The following is a 15,480-nucleotide window of genomic DNA, read 5'->3' on the forward strand; positions in this document are numbered from 1 at the left end:
CCTGTGTCACCTATTATGCTGAATTATCTAAAGAAGATTTTAATCGACTCTTACATACAGCGAGTAATTATCTACAAAACGAACGAGATCTAAGAGGATATGTTGATGGAAAAGGATGGGCTCATGGCATAGCTCATTGTGCGGACTTGGTGGACGCAGTAGTGTCTCACCACTATTATGAACCTAGATCGATTCAAGCCACATTATATAGCCTACAATCTCCACTTTTTAGTGAAACTGTTTATATAGATGATGAATGCGAGAGATTAGCTGCCCCGGTCACTACATTAATTAATCGCTTTTCTGAAGATGTGACTCCTTTTGTCATATGGTTGACCGGCTTTCCAAGCTCTCTGCTTGAATTAAAAAAACAAAACACTTCAAACCAAAACCTACTGTATTACCGTTCTCGAACAAATACTATTCATTTTCTCACGGCCATCTATTTTAATTTAAAGCAATTGGAATCGGCACAACCAAGTACAACAGACCTTATTAAAGTGATGAATCATGTCATACAATCCATTAGAAAGTAGTTATGTTTTCAGTAGTTAAGGGAAATATAATGAAAAGGTTTGTATACACTGGGGGTCTTTATATGTTCTTTGTTGTGTTCATCATTACTATCTTACTTTCAACGATGATGTTTGTACTACAAAAGAAATGGACGGTGCTTGTCTCTGTTTTTGATATTGTAGCGCTGCTTTGTCTGCTTGTCTTTAGTAGCATTACAGCGACAGCTATTTATGAAATTCTCGCGGATAACACCGTATTTATGACCAACATTCATGCTCTCTTCTTAAATGGCTACTTTCTCGTATCAGGTGGTTATGTAATACTTTACTCAATCTATAAGCTCATTAAACAGATTGTTAAAGTTGAACCACAAAAAAATCGGCAAGTCTAAACTCGCCGATTCAAAACTTAACTAAAGATGTTTATAAACAACGTAATGACGACTGGGTTAAAGATGTTGATGAATACGACTGTAATAACCGGTAAGACAAACCATGCATTGGGTGCTGGTCCGTGTTTCTCAATAACCGCTTCCATATTAGCAATCGCGTTTGGTGTTTGTCCAATACCTACACCACAATGTCCAGCTGCCATAACGGCTGCCTCATAATCTTTACCCATTGCTCTAAATGTTACAAAGTAAGCAAAGACCATCACAACTAGGGCCTGGGCAACTAAGATTGCAAACATCGGACCTGCTAGGGCAATTAGCTTCCAGAACTCAAGAGACATAAGCGCCATTGAAAGGAATAATGTCACAGAAACATTGCTGATGACATCAATCTCGTTCATCTTGTCCTGTGTAAGCTGTTTGTCAAATACATTCCGAACGATAGCTCCAGCAAATAAACACCCTACGTAATAAGGGAATGTTAATCCTGTTAGATTCAGCAAGTATGAGATTAATGAACCAGCAGCTGCTGCAAGTAAAACAATCATCACACTGTTTAAGACACTAACTCCTACAATGTTTGTTACTTTTTTCTCTTCCTCTTGTATAACTTGACCATTTGCTACGTGTGAACTTTTTAGCTTATTCTTATCAATTAGTCGTTTGGCTACTGGTCCACCAATTAAACAACCAACAAGTAGTCCGAATGTAGCCCCAGCTATACCAACGGCCGTTCCATTATCTGCACCAAGTGCTTCTAAAGTAGGTCCGAAAGCAGCGGCTGAGCCAATCCCACCTGACATGGAAATAGAGCCCATTGCCACACCAAGTAAGTTATTTATTCCAAATAGTTCAGATAGTGCTACACCAACTAGGTTCTGAATAAATAAGAATATGACTGAAATGACTGCTAGTATAGCGCCTAGTTTTCCGCTTCGCTTAATTAAAGCAACACTTACTGAAAATCCGATACAAGTGAAAAACAAATTCATAAAGAAATCTTGTAAGGTTGTATCTAACAAAAGAGTGACCAATCCCGTTTGATAGCCTAAAAAGGTTAATACGCTAAATAGCAACCCTCCAATGACTGGCGCAGGAATGAAATACGTTCTAAAAAAGGCCACTTTACTTTTGATCCATCGCCCAACTATAAACACAATAACGGCTAATCCAACTGTTTGGATAATATCTAATGAAATCTCCATGTGATTTCCCCCTTGTTCCTCTTAAAAAAACTATCAAAATGTCCGTATTCTTAACGAGTTACTTTTTGGATTCGACAAACTCGCATCCTTTTTCTTTTAGCTTCTCGTCAACCCATGATCGATTCCACGTTCCATTTTGAATGGATTCCATCATGGCTTTCTCTGTTTGAATAACGGCTTTTGCTTTTTCAAGAACAACAGGAGCATCTTCAGATTGAATTACAACAACTCCATCCCCATCACCTACAATGATGTCCCCTGGATGTATTGTCACTCCACCACATGAAATAGGCACATTAATTTCGCCAGGTCCATCTTTGTATGGACCTGCTGGACTTACACCTGCAGCGTAAACAGGGATTGTCATCTCTGCGATATCATCCGCATCACGAATGGCACCATCTACGATAAATCCAGCAATGTTTCGATTATTCGCCCATGTAATCATCATCTCGCCTAATAGTGCATTACTTAATTCTCCACCACCATCAACAACGATGACATCACCAGGTTCTGCCATGTCAATGGCTTTATTCAACAATAAGTTATCCCCTGCTCTAGCTTTCACAGTGAAAGCGGAACCTAAAAGTGGCACACGATTATATGGACGAATTCTAGAATTCATACAGAATGTACGATTGATTCCATCTCCGATATTTGCTGCCGGAATACCAGCAAATGATTGAATTAGTTCTTTAGATGGTCGATTAGTTAATTGATTGATACGAAACCCAACGTTAGTCATTAGATAAATCCCCTTTATTTTGTAATTCATGATAGTTGTAACGGGTACGTGCTTCATCTAATCTCATGCCTTTTTCTATCGATTGACGAATGAGATCTTCATTTTTTTTAATTTCAAGTGCAGCAGCTACTACCTCTGCTTCTTTCTCCACTGGAATCACTACAACGCCATCACTATCACCTACAATGATGTCACCTGGACAAACTTTTACATCTGAGATATATACGGGTTCATTGATCTGCTGAACCTGTACCCTTCCTTTTCCTGTACGCATATACGCACCTTTACTAAATATAGGATAGTCTAGCGCAAGGCTTTGAGAAGAATCACGGTTCACCCCATCAATGACGGTTCCAGCAATGTTTGTTCGTTTTGCGACACTTGTTAATATGTCGCCCCATACCGTACAATCCATTCGTCCTTCGTTTGCAAGCACAATGACTTCGCCAGGCTCTACATCATCAATATAGTCACCTACTGTACCGCTTTCATTTTCCTGCTTTATATATTGAACGGTAAACGCTCTTCCTACGATCTTGTGTGTATGATTTTTAGATTGAATACCGAAACATTGACCGTTAATCTCAAGTTTGTCCAAAGCATCCGATATCGTTGAAGTATCTAGCTGTTTTAGTAGCTGCATGGTTTCACTCAACTCGAATTCTCCTTTCTGAAACATTTGATAACCCTTACATCATCTATTGTACACTCATTGTATTCATATTGTCGACAATAATATCTAAAAATTTAGCTTGATGACATTTTATCTTTTTAAATATTTATTCGCTTTGATGCTTCTAACGTACTTTTCTTCACGTTCTCTAAGTGTTTTATTAAGCTTTCTTCAGCAGATGTAACGTCCTTCTTCTTAATAAAAGAAATAATTTCAAGGTGCTCTTTCTTTGAAAAAGATAACCGATTTGTGTCAAAAGCAGCCACTCTTCTAAATCGTTCAATTTGTACACTCAACATCATCAAAAACTGCTTTAACCTTCGATTTCCTGCTCGATCCATAATTAGCTGATGCAGACTAGTATCCGCTTCATGAAGATCTTCTTTTGAACTATCCTCATCTAGAGAAGTAAACATGTCTTCTAATCTGTCTAATTCTTGAGGATCAATTTTTTCGATTGCCTGCTGCAAGGCAAATACTTCTAACATGATTCTTAGACTAAATATTTCTTCTACATCTGATGCAGATATATTTGTGACAAAAGCCCCTTTTGATGGATAATGGTAGACTAATCCATCCGACTCAAGTTCTTTGAGTGCTTCTCGTACAGGTGTTCTGCTCGTTTGTAGCTCTTTAGAAATGTCCATTTCGATGAGTGGTGAACCAGACGTTAATTTATTTGATAGGATAAGTTCTAATAAATGCTCGTATACTTGCTTTTTTCGACTCATATAACCCCTCTATTCACACCAATATCTATGTCGACAGACTGTCGATTATTAAATTTTACCATATGCTATGTCAGCGTCAACATGTGATCTTTCTTATTTCCTTTCACACCACGTTGTATTGTTGTTTTTGTATACAGTTGATATGCTCATAAGAGAATGGTTTCAACACCCCTTTTTTTCTTATAGAAAGAAGTGACCTTTATGTTCAAGCTCCCCTCTTTAAAATCTTTGAATAAATACGGTTGGCGTGCGACCCTTTTAATTGTTACTGAGTTCTTCCTAACATTTAGTTTCTTTCTGTTTGTGCCGTTTATCTCTTTGTATGTGACAGGAGAATTGGGCTATTCGCTCACATTTGCAGGTGCTTTACTGGCATTACGGTTAGTTGGCCAACAGGGCTTTATGATGTTTGGCGGGTATTTCGGTGATAAATTCGGATACAAACGAATGATGTTTATTGGGTTTTTATGTAGAGGTATTGGCTTTGCAGGTATCGGACTGGTTGAATCTTATGGATTTTTACTCATCATGGGGCTTATTGGTGGGCTTGGCGGCGCCTTATTTAGTCCAGCTCTTAAATCATTACTAATTTATAATCAACCTAAAAAATACCACAGAGACCTTTTTTCTTATATTAATATGACAGGAAACGCTGGTACGATTCTTGGACCACTAGTAGGCCTGTTATTTTCAGTACAGCAATTCCCCATGCTTAGTTTAATTTCTGGGCTTATGTTTGCATTGATCGGTATCATCTTACTTCTCTTACCTATTAAACAAAAAATGGCTGATCAAAACGTATCGTTTCGTTCTGGAATTAAGCAAATTACTTCAAATCATTCACTACTGTTTATTATTGGGCTTATGATTCCCTTTCACTTTATCCACCAGCAGTTATTTCTCACGTATCCGATTATCGCCACAGAACTAACTGGTAGCTCAGGGTGGATGTTTACGTTAATCACAATCCTTGTCATTGTAGGACAAATGTCTATAACAAAACACACGAAACAACTCTCTACTTCATTTTTAGTAACGCGGGGTTACTTTATTCTATCGATCACATTTTTACCATTATTTCTTTTTGAACATCCTATAACTCTTGTACTCTCTTTAGTTGGCATTGCATTTGCAGTTATGCTCATTCAGCCAACCTTCCATTCGTATATTGTTGGCCACGCAACTTCAGCTACACTTGGCATTTATCTTGGATTTTCAAATCTTGCTATGGCCATTGGTGGAGCCTTTGGAAACCTTTTTGGTGGGAGTTTGTATGATTTACTCTCAGAACAAAATCAAAGTAAATTTTATTGGTTGTTACTGGCACTGCTTTGTATTGTTGCCTGTTTATTTGGACATAAGCAACAATCAAGAGAAGCTGCGGCATCAGATTGAATCAGCTTTAAAGCGCTTTATTTGGTAAATCCATATCATTTGATGAGGATTTGTGCGACAATAAGGGGACAGCTACTCAAAGCTGTAAGAGGAGTTGATCCGTTTGTACAGAATTATACGTACACAAAACGGTGAAACGAAAACTTTAAAGGCCTCAAACAGTCATTTGGATAAATCCTTTTCAGAATTCGTTGATGCAGAATTGCTAACAAAGAAACTTAACCAGCACTCTCGTCGCGGTTATTCTTGGTCTGTAGAACCTAATAATAATACAAAGAGCAAATAGGTGACTGCCTATTCGCTCTTTTTTTGTTCCACTCCTTTTGGCATCGTCGTTCTTAAATTATTTTATAAAGCGTTGGTTGCCACGTATACTTCTCAAATCATTGACTATAAATGTGTATACTAGCATATTAGATTACAAATAATCCAACACTTATTTATGCGTAGATTTTACAAAGTTCTCGCAATGTTTTTAACTTAACATCAAGTTTGATCCACGTTAAACTTAGGACTACGTTAACACTTATACGATAAAACGTTCTGTGTTTCTTTTTAGGAAATACAATCTATTAATAGAGAAAGATTCTATTTATAAGGATGTGGCGAATGAAACGACTTTTATTTTTGGTTGTCATTGGATTGATTGCTTATGGTTCAAGATCTCTATGGTTGGATTCAGCAAAAGAAGCTCTTCCATCCTTGCCTGATACAAGTGAAATAAACCTCTCGCTTGATTCACTCACAAGCTATATTGATTCACTTTTTTCAGACGTGCAGAATCGTTCTATTCAAATAGGTGAGCAGCCTCCAAACAGAGAGCTTCCAGAACTAACAGAGCCTGAGGATCAGTTATTTTCCATTCTTAATACTGAATTAGGAGATACGAGATCGGATGTGGAAGATGAATTAGGTGAACCTAATAGATCTTCTGAAAATGAATATGGATTGGATTGGGTGACGTATCATGAGGACTATCATGACTTTGTCATGGTGGCATACGATCAAGAAGATAGAGTTAGAGGTCTTTATACTAACCAAAATCTTATTTCATCAACAAATGAAATAGCCTATGGTAGTGATCAACACTTTGTACGTGAACAACTCGGAGAACCCGAAACCTCCATGAGAAAAGGTAGATTCCAGTATGAAATGAATCAGGATGAGGAATATGATTTATTTCAAATCGATAATAGTTATGTGACCATCTTCTATGATGAGCATCAAGACACGACGGTGACAGCGATTCAAGTGATAGACTATGATCTTGAGCAAGGCAAAAATGATTTATATACTGAGCCAAGCGAGGAACTAAAAGAAGGGTTCGAATATCAATTATTTGATTTAACGAATGCCTCTCGAGTCAATCATGATTTATCGGTTCTCACATGGGATGAGGATGTAAGAGAAACTGCAAGAGATCATAGTGTAGACATGGCGGATAACGGTTATTTTGGCCATACAAATTTGGAAGGTCAATCCCCGTTTGATCGGATGCAGCAAGACGATATTCGTTTTACTACGGCAGGAGAAAATTTAGCCTATGGGCAGTTCAGCAGTATTTATGCTCATGAAGGGTTAATGAACTCCTTAGGCCACAGAGAAAATATTCTTCAAGGAGCCTTTTTACATCTTGGCGTAGGTGTAGCTTTTAACGACCAGTCACAGCCTTTTTATACAGAGAAATTTTTTAGTAATTCCTGATGAGGTTATTGTTAAAGTCAAAATGAGGTTGAGACCGAAGTGTTTTAATCACCATAAGAGCCGATCAATGACGTCATCTGACACATCATTGATCGGCTCTTTTACATAAATAAAATGAATCAATCCAGTGCTAATAAAAAAGGGTTCAGATGTTATCCGAACGAGGGTCCTCGCCTTCGCTCCCGAAAATGGGTGCACGCTTACCGCGGACAGGCATCGAACTAACAAGGCAGGTCATTTCATTTCAATAAGCCTGAAACCGAGTCGACAAATAAGCTCATGTTCGCCGCTCCAGGATAAACCTTCGCTTTCCACGGGAACGGCCTCAGCCCTTGAAGTGGAAGAGCACCCCTTCAATGTCTTCAGACTCGTTCTGTTCCGTAGGAGTCTTCAGTTTATCCTTCCGCTACTTTTCTGATCAACCAAATGAACTTTCTTTTTAGCAAGAATCGTCATTTGGGTCTGTCTATATCCTATTACTCTGGACTCTTCATCAGTATTGCTAAGAATATAACAACAGCCTTCCCTTTCCAAAACAAAGGAAATAGAAGACTGTTTTATTTTTATAGAATATCTCCTAACTAAATATTGATTATTTATAGCGGCTTCCCTGAAACCCGCCAGGTGTCGGCCCTCCATTCTCGTCCGCTTGTTTGGTAGTAAGCATTCGAATTTACTATACATAATTAAGAACATTTAGAACACCTAACAATAGCGAATCCGAGCGATATCGTTCATATTGTTCTAATGTGACCCTAAAAATTAAAGTTCGACTCAGGAGTCAAACCTGTCTCACATGCCTTCTTCATCTTCTTTTTGTTTTCATCTGATCTGTACAAATGAAATATATTCATAGTCTTTGCCTCCTAAACATTTACTCTTGCAGGTTTAAAGTGCCTAGTGCTAAAGTATTAGAATGACTTATCTACTTAGAAGGAGATGTATTATGTTAATTATTTCTATTCTTTTACTTGTATTCGGGACAGTTGGTCTCTTATTATCAACACTCATGTTCGGAGATATTGGTATTGCTACTGCCGTAGGCGCTATTACAGCTATATTAAGTGGGATTGGCTTTTTTATAGTTAATAAACGATTGCCTAAAATATAATGTTTCTTATTATCTTTTAAGTCTACCCTTAGAATTTTTTCAAGATGGGTAAAATGATTACTCTACCTCGATTTTTCCATGGTTAACCCCATTCAAACAGTATACAATTAAAATTCCAGCAAAATATATCCTTTTCGCTTTAATTTTTCCTCTTTTTTTAGTAATGTTAAATGAGAAGAGTTTATGAGGTATGCAACGAACTTAAAAAGAGGTGCTTACTGAATGGGAAACGTTAATGTAGTATTGCACGAATTTAGTATGACTGATTTTATGTATGATTTCTCAGCTTTATCCCTTACCGCTTTGGTCATCTTCGCATGTCTAAAGGTCATTAAAAAGAAATCCCTTCCTGCTAAATAATATAGGAAGGGTTTTTTGTGTGAGTAAATTAGAATATCTAGTGACAGGGGTGGGTTCATTGCGTACATTCTATTTCATTACATGTGGTTTTTTTGTCTTGCTCGCATTCATAAAAATATTTGTTTATAATAATCCACTTTACTATGTTTCTTCAATTGGCTTAGCTGTTTGTTATTTTGCTTCTGGTTTATTAGAAACCAAAAAAAGAAAACAGACTAAATCAGGTTAGGTAACGAGAAAGTACTTTGTGTTAATTTCTCAGACAGAGGAACAATAAAGAAAAAAGGGTGTTCCTCATTTGAAAATAGTTCAGTGTTCTCTCTTATTATTACTGCTAATTCTCACACCATATTCTGTAGCTCAAGCGGAGACGCAAATAATAAACCAAACCACGCATCCCTCTTTGGTAGAGCGAGCATTCCTCCGATCCCTTGGTACAAGTGTCATTCTTGACGTGATGTCTTCCCACGGAGACAAGCAACAGTATTATGGTCCAAGAATTGAGAAGGTCATTCGAGATGATACCAATGATATGTATGATATTTCCTTACGAGTTATAGGCTTTGAAGGTCCACATAATCCTCCATACACATTGATAAAGATGACCATTCGTATTCCTGGAAATGACTTTAGTTCATACACTGTTTTAGACTATACACACAACGTTATTTCTAGTAATGAAGCGAAGAAGCTTTTAAAGTTTGCTCCAGATTAATACGTATTCTTATCTAATGTAACAATACAATATAAGATGACCACCTTTTAAATACAAGATGGTTTTTCTAATTATTATTTATTGTAATCACACATGAATAAGACTCGCATATATTGAATTTAAGCATCACCAATTCACCTCATTTTTACAGTCTAAATGACATAGTTGTTATTTGCTTAATCACTGCTATTTATAATAGAAACAAAAGAAAACAGTCACTTAATTTAAGCGACTGTTAACAAACAACTTGCTATGCATGATATTTGCAGTATGCGTAGCCTGCACCTAGGATGATTAGTAGAATAAACAAAACAATAATTAATGAGTAATTATTTACGGCACCAATCACTGGAGGAGTCTCCTCGACAGGTACTTCAACTTCTGGTACTTCGACTTCTGGTGTTTCTTCTAAACTTTTTTCAAACGTTTCAACAGTTGAACTTAATTCATCTAATTTTTTCTGAAATCTAGGATCTTTCTTTGCTCGCTTTTCGTACTTCCTAATCATACTCATTATAACTGTAACCCTTCAATTCTTTTAGCTTCAAGAATTAACGTAAATCCCTCATCTTGAGTGAAATAAACTAGACCACTTTTTTTGTCATAACTCGAAAACCAAATGTCCTCATATACAGTTCCATTTTTTAAAGATAGATAGTCGATAAAATAACCTGGTAGAAGTTTTTCCAGAATGGATTCGATACCCTTTTCTTCATGTCTACGCTTATCTTCGTGATGTTCACATTTGCATTCCTTTTTGTGATCCTCCTTGTCATTTTTACAATTGTTCTCCCCACTTTTTCCATGCATGAAATTATCCCAATTCATAATAATCGCTCCTTTTTTTTAATTTTTTGTTACTCTACATACTATGAGATAAGATTGTTTATGCATGGGGGAATTTTCTGATGTAAAAACACATTTCTTAATTAATAGACAATGACCTTTTTAAATGAGTTATAATGTAATAGAAATACATTTCTCCTAAAATTCAATAAGAAGGACATAATAATGAAAAAACTCTACTTTGCCATTTGTCTACTTTTAATAAGTTTGATCTATGTGATTTCTAGAGTAACAAAAGATACGTTATATTTGTCTGATATGTCTGTTAGAGCTGATAATCCAGTAAGTCTAACATTGAACTCAATTAGCATCGATTCGGGTTTTGTGGAACCTACTATACCTGAATCGATCTATCACATTTGGATGACACCCGTTTATATTCTCGTGTTAATCGCTCTAGGCTTAACAATTTATACGTTTACAACAAAAAAAAGAAACGGATAATAGTATCCGCTTCTTTTTTTATTCATTGATTTCTTCTAGCAGCAGAATTGCCTGCTCTCTTACTTTCATCACTTTAGTATCTTCTATCTCTACCTGTTTGTCACTCTCTTCAATAACATTACAAGATATAAATGGAAGGAAGGGCGCGACACAGATGTGGATCAGCTCATTTTCATTTCCCCAAAAAAGAAAATTTTGTAGTATACTGGAATAAAACACCTATAAGGATGTGACCAGTATGAGCACGTTTAAAGAGCAAGTGGCTCCTCTCGGTAAAGTGTATTTAATCGTATATAGTAAGCACTTAGAAATACTTCAAAGTCTATTAGATTCAGATGAGAATATAATTACAATCGGAACCCAATCATCTAAAAGAAACAGGTTATTCGCCATCACCGAAAACCGCTTAATCGTTGTAACGTTTGATGGAAAAGGTAAAGAACATCAAATATTCGAGCGAGATAAAATCCAAAACATAAGAGTTAAGCCTAAAATGCTTTATTATGATGTTTCTTTTAACTTCGATGAAGATAAATATAATTTCTTTCCTGATGAAGGCCATGCTCTCTTCTCACCTATAACAGGTTCAGAAGTACATAATCAGTAAGGGGCTTCGGCTCCTTTTTTATCGTTCACCCGACAAGATTGGAGAGTGAGGTATGAGCAAATTTACGTACATTGTTTAGGACGTACGTTCTGTTTGCAGAGATAAAATAAGAGAATGTTTCCACTCCCTCTTTGGCCGTTAATACTTTCCGTCTAGATAATGTCCGACCTTCTCTAACTTGTTGTTGCTCTCCTTGCTATTAAGTTAAGACTTCCCTTTATCATCTGTCGTGAGATGCCCTTTACTTTCTTCTCTCACATAGATGCCTACCTTCTGAGGGTTATCTTCACTAGTCCAACCATTCATTACTATGTAGCCGAATTTAAGGTCCCCTCCTTTAAGAGTTAATAGAAGCCTCGACCTTCTCACTTCTTACAATCAATAACCGTACGATGCGATATACTTTTGAGGCATACATTCTTCTCGCAAACTCTCTTCTCCTTTGGGTTGGTTTTTCAGTAACTATCCCATCAAACTTGATAAAGCGCCCTGCAGACAAAATGAAAACGAAGAAGCCCGAAAAGCTTTTAAAAAAAAGGTGATTACATCAATCATGTACCCTAACCCATCACCCTTGTCACCCCCTCCCCCTAACCAACATAGGCTATTGTACTAAGTTCATGAGGGAGAGGGTTAGTTTGGTTGAGCTGACGCTGGCGCATTGGGTGTATTTGGCTGGGACGGTTTTGATTATTTTGACGATGTTGGTTCGGCAGAATGTGTTGGTTCCATCTTTATTGATGACATTTGTGGTTGGTTGGATGTATATGGGTTCGTTTGCGGAGGGGCTTCAGACGATTTTTAGTGCGAGTCTGGTGGCGGCTGCGGAGTTGTTTAATATCTTCTTAATCATTACGGTCATGACGGCGCTTTTGCATTCGTTACAGGCATTACAGGCAGATGAGCGGATGGTGCGTCCGTTTGGGTATGTAATGAAGACGGGGCATTCGTCGTTTTGGGTGTTGGCTTTGATTACGTATGGGATTTCGTTGTTTTTTTGGCCGACGCCTGCTGTTCCCCTAGTTGGAGCGATTTTGATTCCTGTTGCGATTAAGGCGGGTCTGCCACCAATGGCGACGGGTGTAGCGATTGCGATTGCTGGCCAGGGGATGGCGTTGTCATCGGATTACATGATTAAGATTGCTCCGATGCTTAGTGCAACAGCAGCTGGAGTTGAGGTGTCTTCTGTGGCTGATAAAGCATTAGTGCTTTCGCTTATTACAGGTATAACGGCTTTGCTTCTGGCTTACGTTCGCTTGCGAAAAACTATTCGGAAGCCCTCAATCCGACATTGGCATACTTGGGCCAAAATCAATAGTACAGAGAAAGTTCGGGCGTCTCGGCTTCAGTCTGAAAAAGAAGCGACGTCGAGTCTTGTCTTTGCAATTGTTGTCCCTCTAGCTTTTTTAGCGATTGTTGCTTATATGGTGTATGCGACACTTACTGAAGGAGCATCTCTTGAGTGCGGTGCTGGTGCGGCTTTGATTGGTGGCGTAGCTGTATTATTAATGATAACAGCAAGTGTTGTGTTTAACTGGAGACAATCGTTGAATCAGGTCAGTGATCATCTAGTGGAAGGGTTCACGTTTGCTTTTCGGGCCATGGGTCCGGTTATTCCAATTGCCGGCTTTTTCTTCTTAGGAAGCGGCGAAATCTCTGCGAAAATTTTTGCTTTAGATCAAGGAGTGCAGGCGCCTTCGTTTTTATTTGAGTTGGTGGAAGCCGGTCAGCATTATATTCCGGAGAATCCATTCTTTGCAGGGTTTGGGCTTCTCATTGTAGGCATGGTCACTGGACTCGATGGGTCAGGCTTCTCTGGACTGCCTTTGGTTGGTGCACTATCAGGAGCCTTGGCACCAACCGTTGGTGTAGATGCTGCCACACTTGCGGCGATTGGGCAGATGGGAGCAGTTTGGGTTGGTGGCGGTACATTAATCGCCTGGTCATCCATCGTAGCTGTTGCTGGTTTTGCCAAGGTATCTGTTATTGAGCTTGTTCGACAATGTTTTATACCGGTTATTACAGGGTTAATTCTTTCTACGATTGTGGCGATTCTGTTGTTTTAGATAATGTAACAACCGTCATCTCTGGGCGGTTAAATAGTCGCTGCGGAATAACGCTGTTACCGAGTCCTCGGTTCACAATCATGGTTGTTTCATTATAATGATAGGAACCCGATGTATAATCAGGAAAAAAACCTTGGCCAGGAGCTACCAGCCCACCTATAAAAGGTAGTCGGACTTGGCCTCCATGTGCATGACCCGTAAATACTAAGTCAATTGGCCACTCTGTATACACTGAAAACCATTCAGGACGGTGAGACAATAGAATGGTAAAAACCTGTTCTTCAGAGGTGTCCTCAAAGGCAGCCTCAATGGAAGCTTCGATAGCTTTGTCTTCAGCCATTCCTGGAGAAAAATCAGGATCTGCTATCCCTAATAGATTAATAGATGCTCCACTAGACTCAAGCGAAACAGCTGCATCATTTATAACAATCGCTCCTGCTTCCACAAGTTGTGGTTCCAGTTCATCATAGTTTCCTGAATGCCACTCATGGTTGCCTGTCACATAATATACTGTCGCAACGTCTGTTAGCTTTTCAATAAGCTCGATAGCTGGTGCTGCCTGATACCTTCTACTGTCAATGATATCTCCTGTAAAAACGATGACGTCAGGCTGTGCATCTTTCACTTTACCTACTAACGGTTGTTGATCGCGTCCAAATTGTTTGTTATGTAGATCCGATAACTGAACGATACGGTACCCTTCCAATTCATCCGGGAGTGTCTCAGCTTCAATTACTAGTTCAGTCGTTTCGATCGTATTATTTTGATCATACAAAAACCAACCTACTAATAATACGACGATAAAAAATATTGTGATGATTCTGCCGCGATAGCGATACAGTGTCGTGATCATACCTATACGTCCCTTTCTTAACAAGAATGGCTTCAGTTAGTATAGTCGATCTTCGCAGAGAGAGCAATGCATGGGGATGGCTGCTTTGTTCAAACCAAAAACCTCCCATTCTGCATAAGCAGAACAGGAGGCGATTTTTTTACTTATCTTTTTTTTCTTTATCTTTATCTTTGTCTTGTTCGATCGTTCCATCTTCTAAACTTTTATCGAACAGATCCTTCGTTTCTTCTTCACCTGATTTGTTTTGATCTTTGTTCTTTTCACTCATGCAAACACTTCCTTTCTCTCTATAAGGTACTATACCCATATAGGGGAAAAGTTAAGCATTAATTTTTTTCAGCTAAAAAGTCGTGGACAAGATTAATTGGAATCGCAAGACCTACAGATTCTTCCTCACTCCTGAACCCTGGAACGGTTTTCGCATAGACAACGCCAATGACTTCACCTGACTCAGAGATAACGGGACTGCCACTATGACCTTGGAAAATACTTGCATCAATGCGAACGGCATCGTATTGCCGCTGACTTTCAATAATCCGTCCGCTGATGGCAATTTGATTATGGGTCATTGGATTGCCTACGATATAAACTGGCTCGTCACCGCCATCTGTCTCATCTTGGCTTAAGGTTAATGCCGGGTGATCTCCATCTGACTCAATCTGTATTTGTGCCAGGTCCGCTTCCTCGTCTTCATTAATTACTTCTCCTTGATACTTAACTCCCTCTGCTGTAGTAATAATAAGAGGTCCATCTCCATCGGCTACGTGATGATTAGTGAGAATCCGTCCATCTTCCTCATAAAAGAACCCTGTGCCTCTTGATTGATCTCGTTGAACCGTCACGACACTTTCTTTGTATAGTTCAATCTCAGGGTTGCCAGAGAGTTCTTCAGATTGACTGAGTAGGTCACGCCCATCTTGACCAAAATGTTGGAAAAGAAAAGCACCAGCATTTCCGATTAAAATCAGAGAAATCACAAGTGCACCAATCTTTACCCACCATTTAGGTTTTTTTTGTTTTTCATTTGGCTCAGGCAAAAAATCCTCGGCCTCTGGTTCGCCTTCCATGATCTCTTCTTTGCGGCGGTCATCCCAATCCTGATCGTGCATTACACTCAC

General features: G+C 38.5%; 19 protein-coding genes and 1 pseudogene. 11 read left to right on the plus strand and 9 right to left on the minus strand.

The annotated features are described in order from the left end of the window. Positions 1-23 precede the first annotated feature (23 nt). Positions 24-536, plus strand: a pseudogene (locus tag J2S05_RS04595) (DUF2785 domain-containing protein); the annotation flags it as partial. A gap of 62 nt (positions 537-598) precedes the next feature. After that, positions 599-907: a transposase gene (locus J2S05_RS04600; RefSeq protein ID WP_306980311.1), complete on the plus strand. Its 309-nt coding sequence runs from the start codon at positions 599-601 to the stop codon at positions 905-907. A gap of 17 nt (positions 908-924) precedes the next feature. Here J2S05_RS04600 and gltS read toward each other — a convergent pair whose 3' ends face one another. The 4 genes from gltS to J2S05_RS04620 all read right to left on the minus strand — a co-directional run bounded on the left by gltS (position 925) and on the right by J2S05_RS04620 (position 4,261). Next, the gene (gene gltS, locus J2S05_RS04605) at positions 925-2,112 is read right to left on the minus strand and encodes a sodium/glutamate symporter (RefSeq protein WP_306980313.1); all 1,188 of its coding nucleotides are present in this window, start codon (positions 2,110-2,112) and stop codon (positions 925-927) included. Between the two features lie 58 nt (positions 2,113-2,170). Continuing rightward, positions 2,171-2,857: an RraA family protein gene (locus J2S05_RS04610; protein WP_306980314.1), complete on the minus strand. Its 687-nt coding sequence runs from the start codon at positions 2,855-2,857 to the stop codon at positions 2,171-2,173. Then, entirely contained in the window at positions 2,850-3,512 is a 663-nt protein-coding gene (locus J2S05_RS04615; RefSeq protein ID WP_306980316.1) for an RraA family protein, read from the minus strand. The genes J2S05_RS04610 and J2S05_RS04615 overlap by 8 nt, the downstream gene beginning before the upstream one ends. A 116-nt stretch (positions 3,513-3,628) precedes the next feature. Continuing rightward, complete coding sequence (locus J2S05_RS04620) at positions 3,629-4,261, minus strand: GntR family transcriptional regulator (protein ID WP_306980318.1); 633 nt, start codon at positions 4,259-4,261, stop codon at positions 3,629-3,631. Between the two features lie 201 nt (positions 4,262-4,462). On the opposite strand from J2S05_RS04620, the gene J2S05_RS04625 reads away from it, so the two are divergent. From J2S05_RS04625 to J2S05_RS04650, 6 genes are all read left to right on the plus strand, one after another. After that, positions 4,463-5,656 carry an MFS transporter gene (locus tag J2S05_RS04625; RefSeq protein ID WP_306980320.1) on the plus strand — a complete coding sequence of 398 codons (1,194 nt, stop codon included), beginning with the start codon at positions 4,463-4,465 and terminating at the stop codon, positions 5,654-5,656. Positions 5,657-6,265: 609 nt separating this feature from the next. Beyond that, positions 6,266-7,360, plus strand: coding sequence for a CAP domain-containing protein (locus J2S05_RS04630; RefSeq protein WP_306980322.1), 1,095 nt, complete (start codon positions 6,266-6,268; stop codon positions 7,358-7,360). A 946-nt stretch (positions 7,361-8,306) separates the two neighbouring features. Continuing rightward, positions 8,307-8,471: a hypothetical protein gene (locus tag J2S05_RS04635; protein WP_306980323.1), complete on the plus strand. Its 165-nt coding sequence runs from the start codon at positions 8,307-8,309 to the stop codon at positions 8,469-8,471. Between the two features lie 222 nt (positions 8,472-8,693). Beyond that, positions 8,694-8,831: a hypothetical protein gene (locus J2S05_RS04640; RefSeq protein ID WP_306980324.1), complete on the plus strand. Its 138-nt coding sequence runs from the start codon at positions 8,694-8,696 to the stop codon at positions 8,829-8,831. A 19-nt stretch (positions 8,832-8,850) separates the two neighbouring features. After that, positions 8,851-9,060 carry a hypothetical protein gene (locus J2S05_RS04645; RefSeq protein ID WP_306980326.1) on the plus strand — a complete coding sequence of 70 codons (210 nt, stop codon included), beginning with the start codon at positions 8,851-8,853 and terminating at the stop codon, positions 9,058-9,060. Positions 9,061-9,129: 69 nt separating this feature from the next. Continuing rightward, positions 9,130-9,546: a hypothetical protein gene (locus J2S05_RS04650; protein ID WP_306980327.1), complete on the plus strand. Its 417-nt coding sequence runs from the start codon at positions 9,130-9,132 to the stop codon at positions 9,544-9,546. A 250-nt stretch (positions 9,547-9,796) separates the two neighbouring features. On the opposite strand, the gene J2S05_RS04655 is transcribed toward J2S05_RS04650, so the two are convergent. Continuing rightward, positions 9,797-10,060, minus strand: a complete 264-nt coding sequence (locus J2S05_RS04655) for a YjcZ family sporulation protein (protein WP_306980329.1) — start codon at positions 10,058-10,060, stop codon at positions 9,797-9,799. Continuing rightward, positions 10,060-10,374 carry a hypothetical protein gene (locus J2S05_RS04660; protein ID WP_306980331.1) on the minus strand — a complete coding sequence of 105 codons (315 nt, stop codon included), beginning with the start codon at positions 10,372-10,374 and terminating at the stop codon, positions 10,060-10,062. The genes J2S05_RS04655 and J2S05_RS04660 overlap by 1 nt, the downstream gene beginning before the upstream one ends. 183 nt (positions 10,375-10,557) lie before the next feature. On the opposite strand from J2S05_RS04660, the gene J2S05_RS04665 reads away from it, so the two are divergent. The 3 genes from J2S05_RS04665 to J2S05_RS04675 all read left to right on the plus strand — a co-directional run bounded on the left by J2S05_RS04665 (position 10,558) and on the right by J2S05_RS04675 (position 13,509). Next, positions 10,558-10,836: a hypothetical protein gene (locus J2S05_RS04665; protein ID WP_306980333.1), complete on the plus strand. Its 279-nt coding sequence runs from the start codon at positions 10,558-10,560 to the stop codon at positions 10,834-10,836. Between the two features lie 238 nt (positions 10,837-11,074). Beyond that, positions 11,075-11,443, plus strand: a complete 369-nt coding sequence (locus tag J2S05_RS04670) for a PH domain-containing protein (protein ID WP_306980335.1) — start codon at positions 11,075-11,077, stop codon at positions 11,441-11,443. A gap of 638 nt (positions 11,444-12,081) precedes the next feature. Beyond that, complete coding sequence (locus J2S05_RS04675; RefSeq protein WP_306980337.1) at positions 12,082-13,509, plus strand: hypothetical protein; 1,428 nt, start codon at positions 12,082-12,084, stop codon at positions 13,507-13,509. Here J2S05_RS04675 and J2S05_RS04680 read toward each other — a convergent pair. From J2S05_RS04680 to J2S05_RS04690, 3 genes are all read right to left on the minus strand, one after another. Next, entirely contained in the window at positions 13,481-14,362 is an 882-nt protein-coding gene (locus J2S05_RS04680) for a metallophosphoesterase (protein WP_306980338.1), read from the minus strand. The two genes, J2S05_RS04675 and J2S05_RS04680, sit on opposite strands and share 29 nt — an antisense overlap. A 139-nt stretch (positions 14,363-14,501) precedes the next feature. After that, the gene (locus J2S05_RS04685) at positions 14,502-14,630 is read right to left on the minus strand and encodes a hypothetical protein (protein WP_306980339.1); all 129 of its coding nucleotides are present in this window, start codon (positions 14,628-14,630) and stop codon (positions 14,502-14,504) included. 58 nt (positions 14,631-14,688) lie between these two features. Further along, entirely contained in the window at positions 14,689-15,471 is a 783-nt protein-coding gene (locus J2S05_RS04690; RefSeq protein WP_306980340.1) for a S1 family peptidase, read from the minus strand. Positions 15,472-15,480: the final 9 nt, after the last annotated feature.

The sequence above is a fragment of the Alkalicoccobacillus murimartini genome, from assembly GCF_030813245.1.
GTDB lineage: Bacteria > Bacillota > Bacilli > Bacillales > Bacillaceae_D > Alkalicoccobacillus > Alkalicoccobacillus murimartini.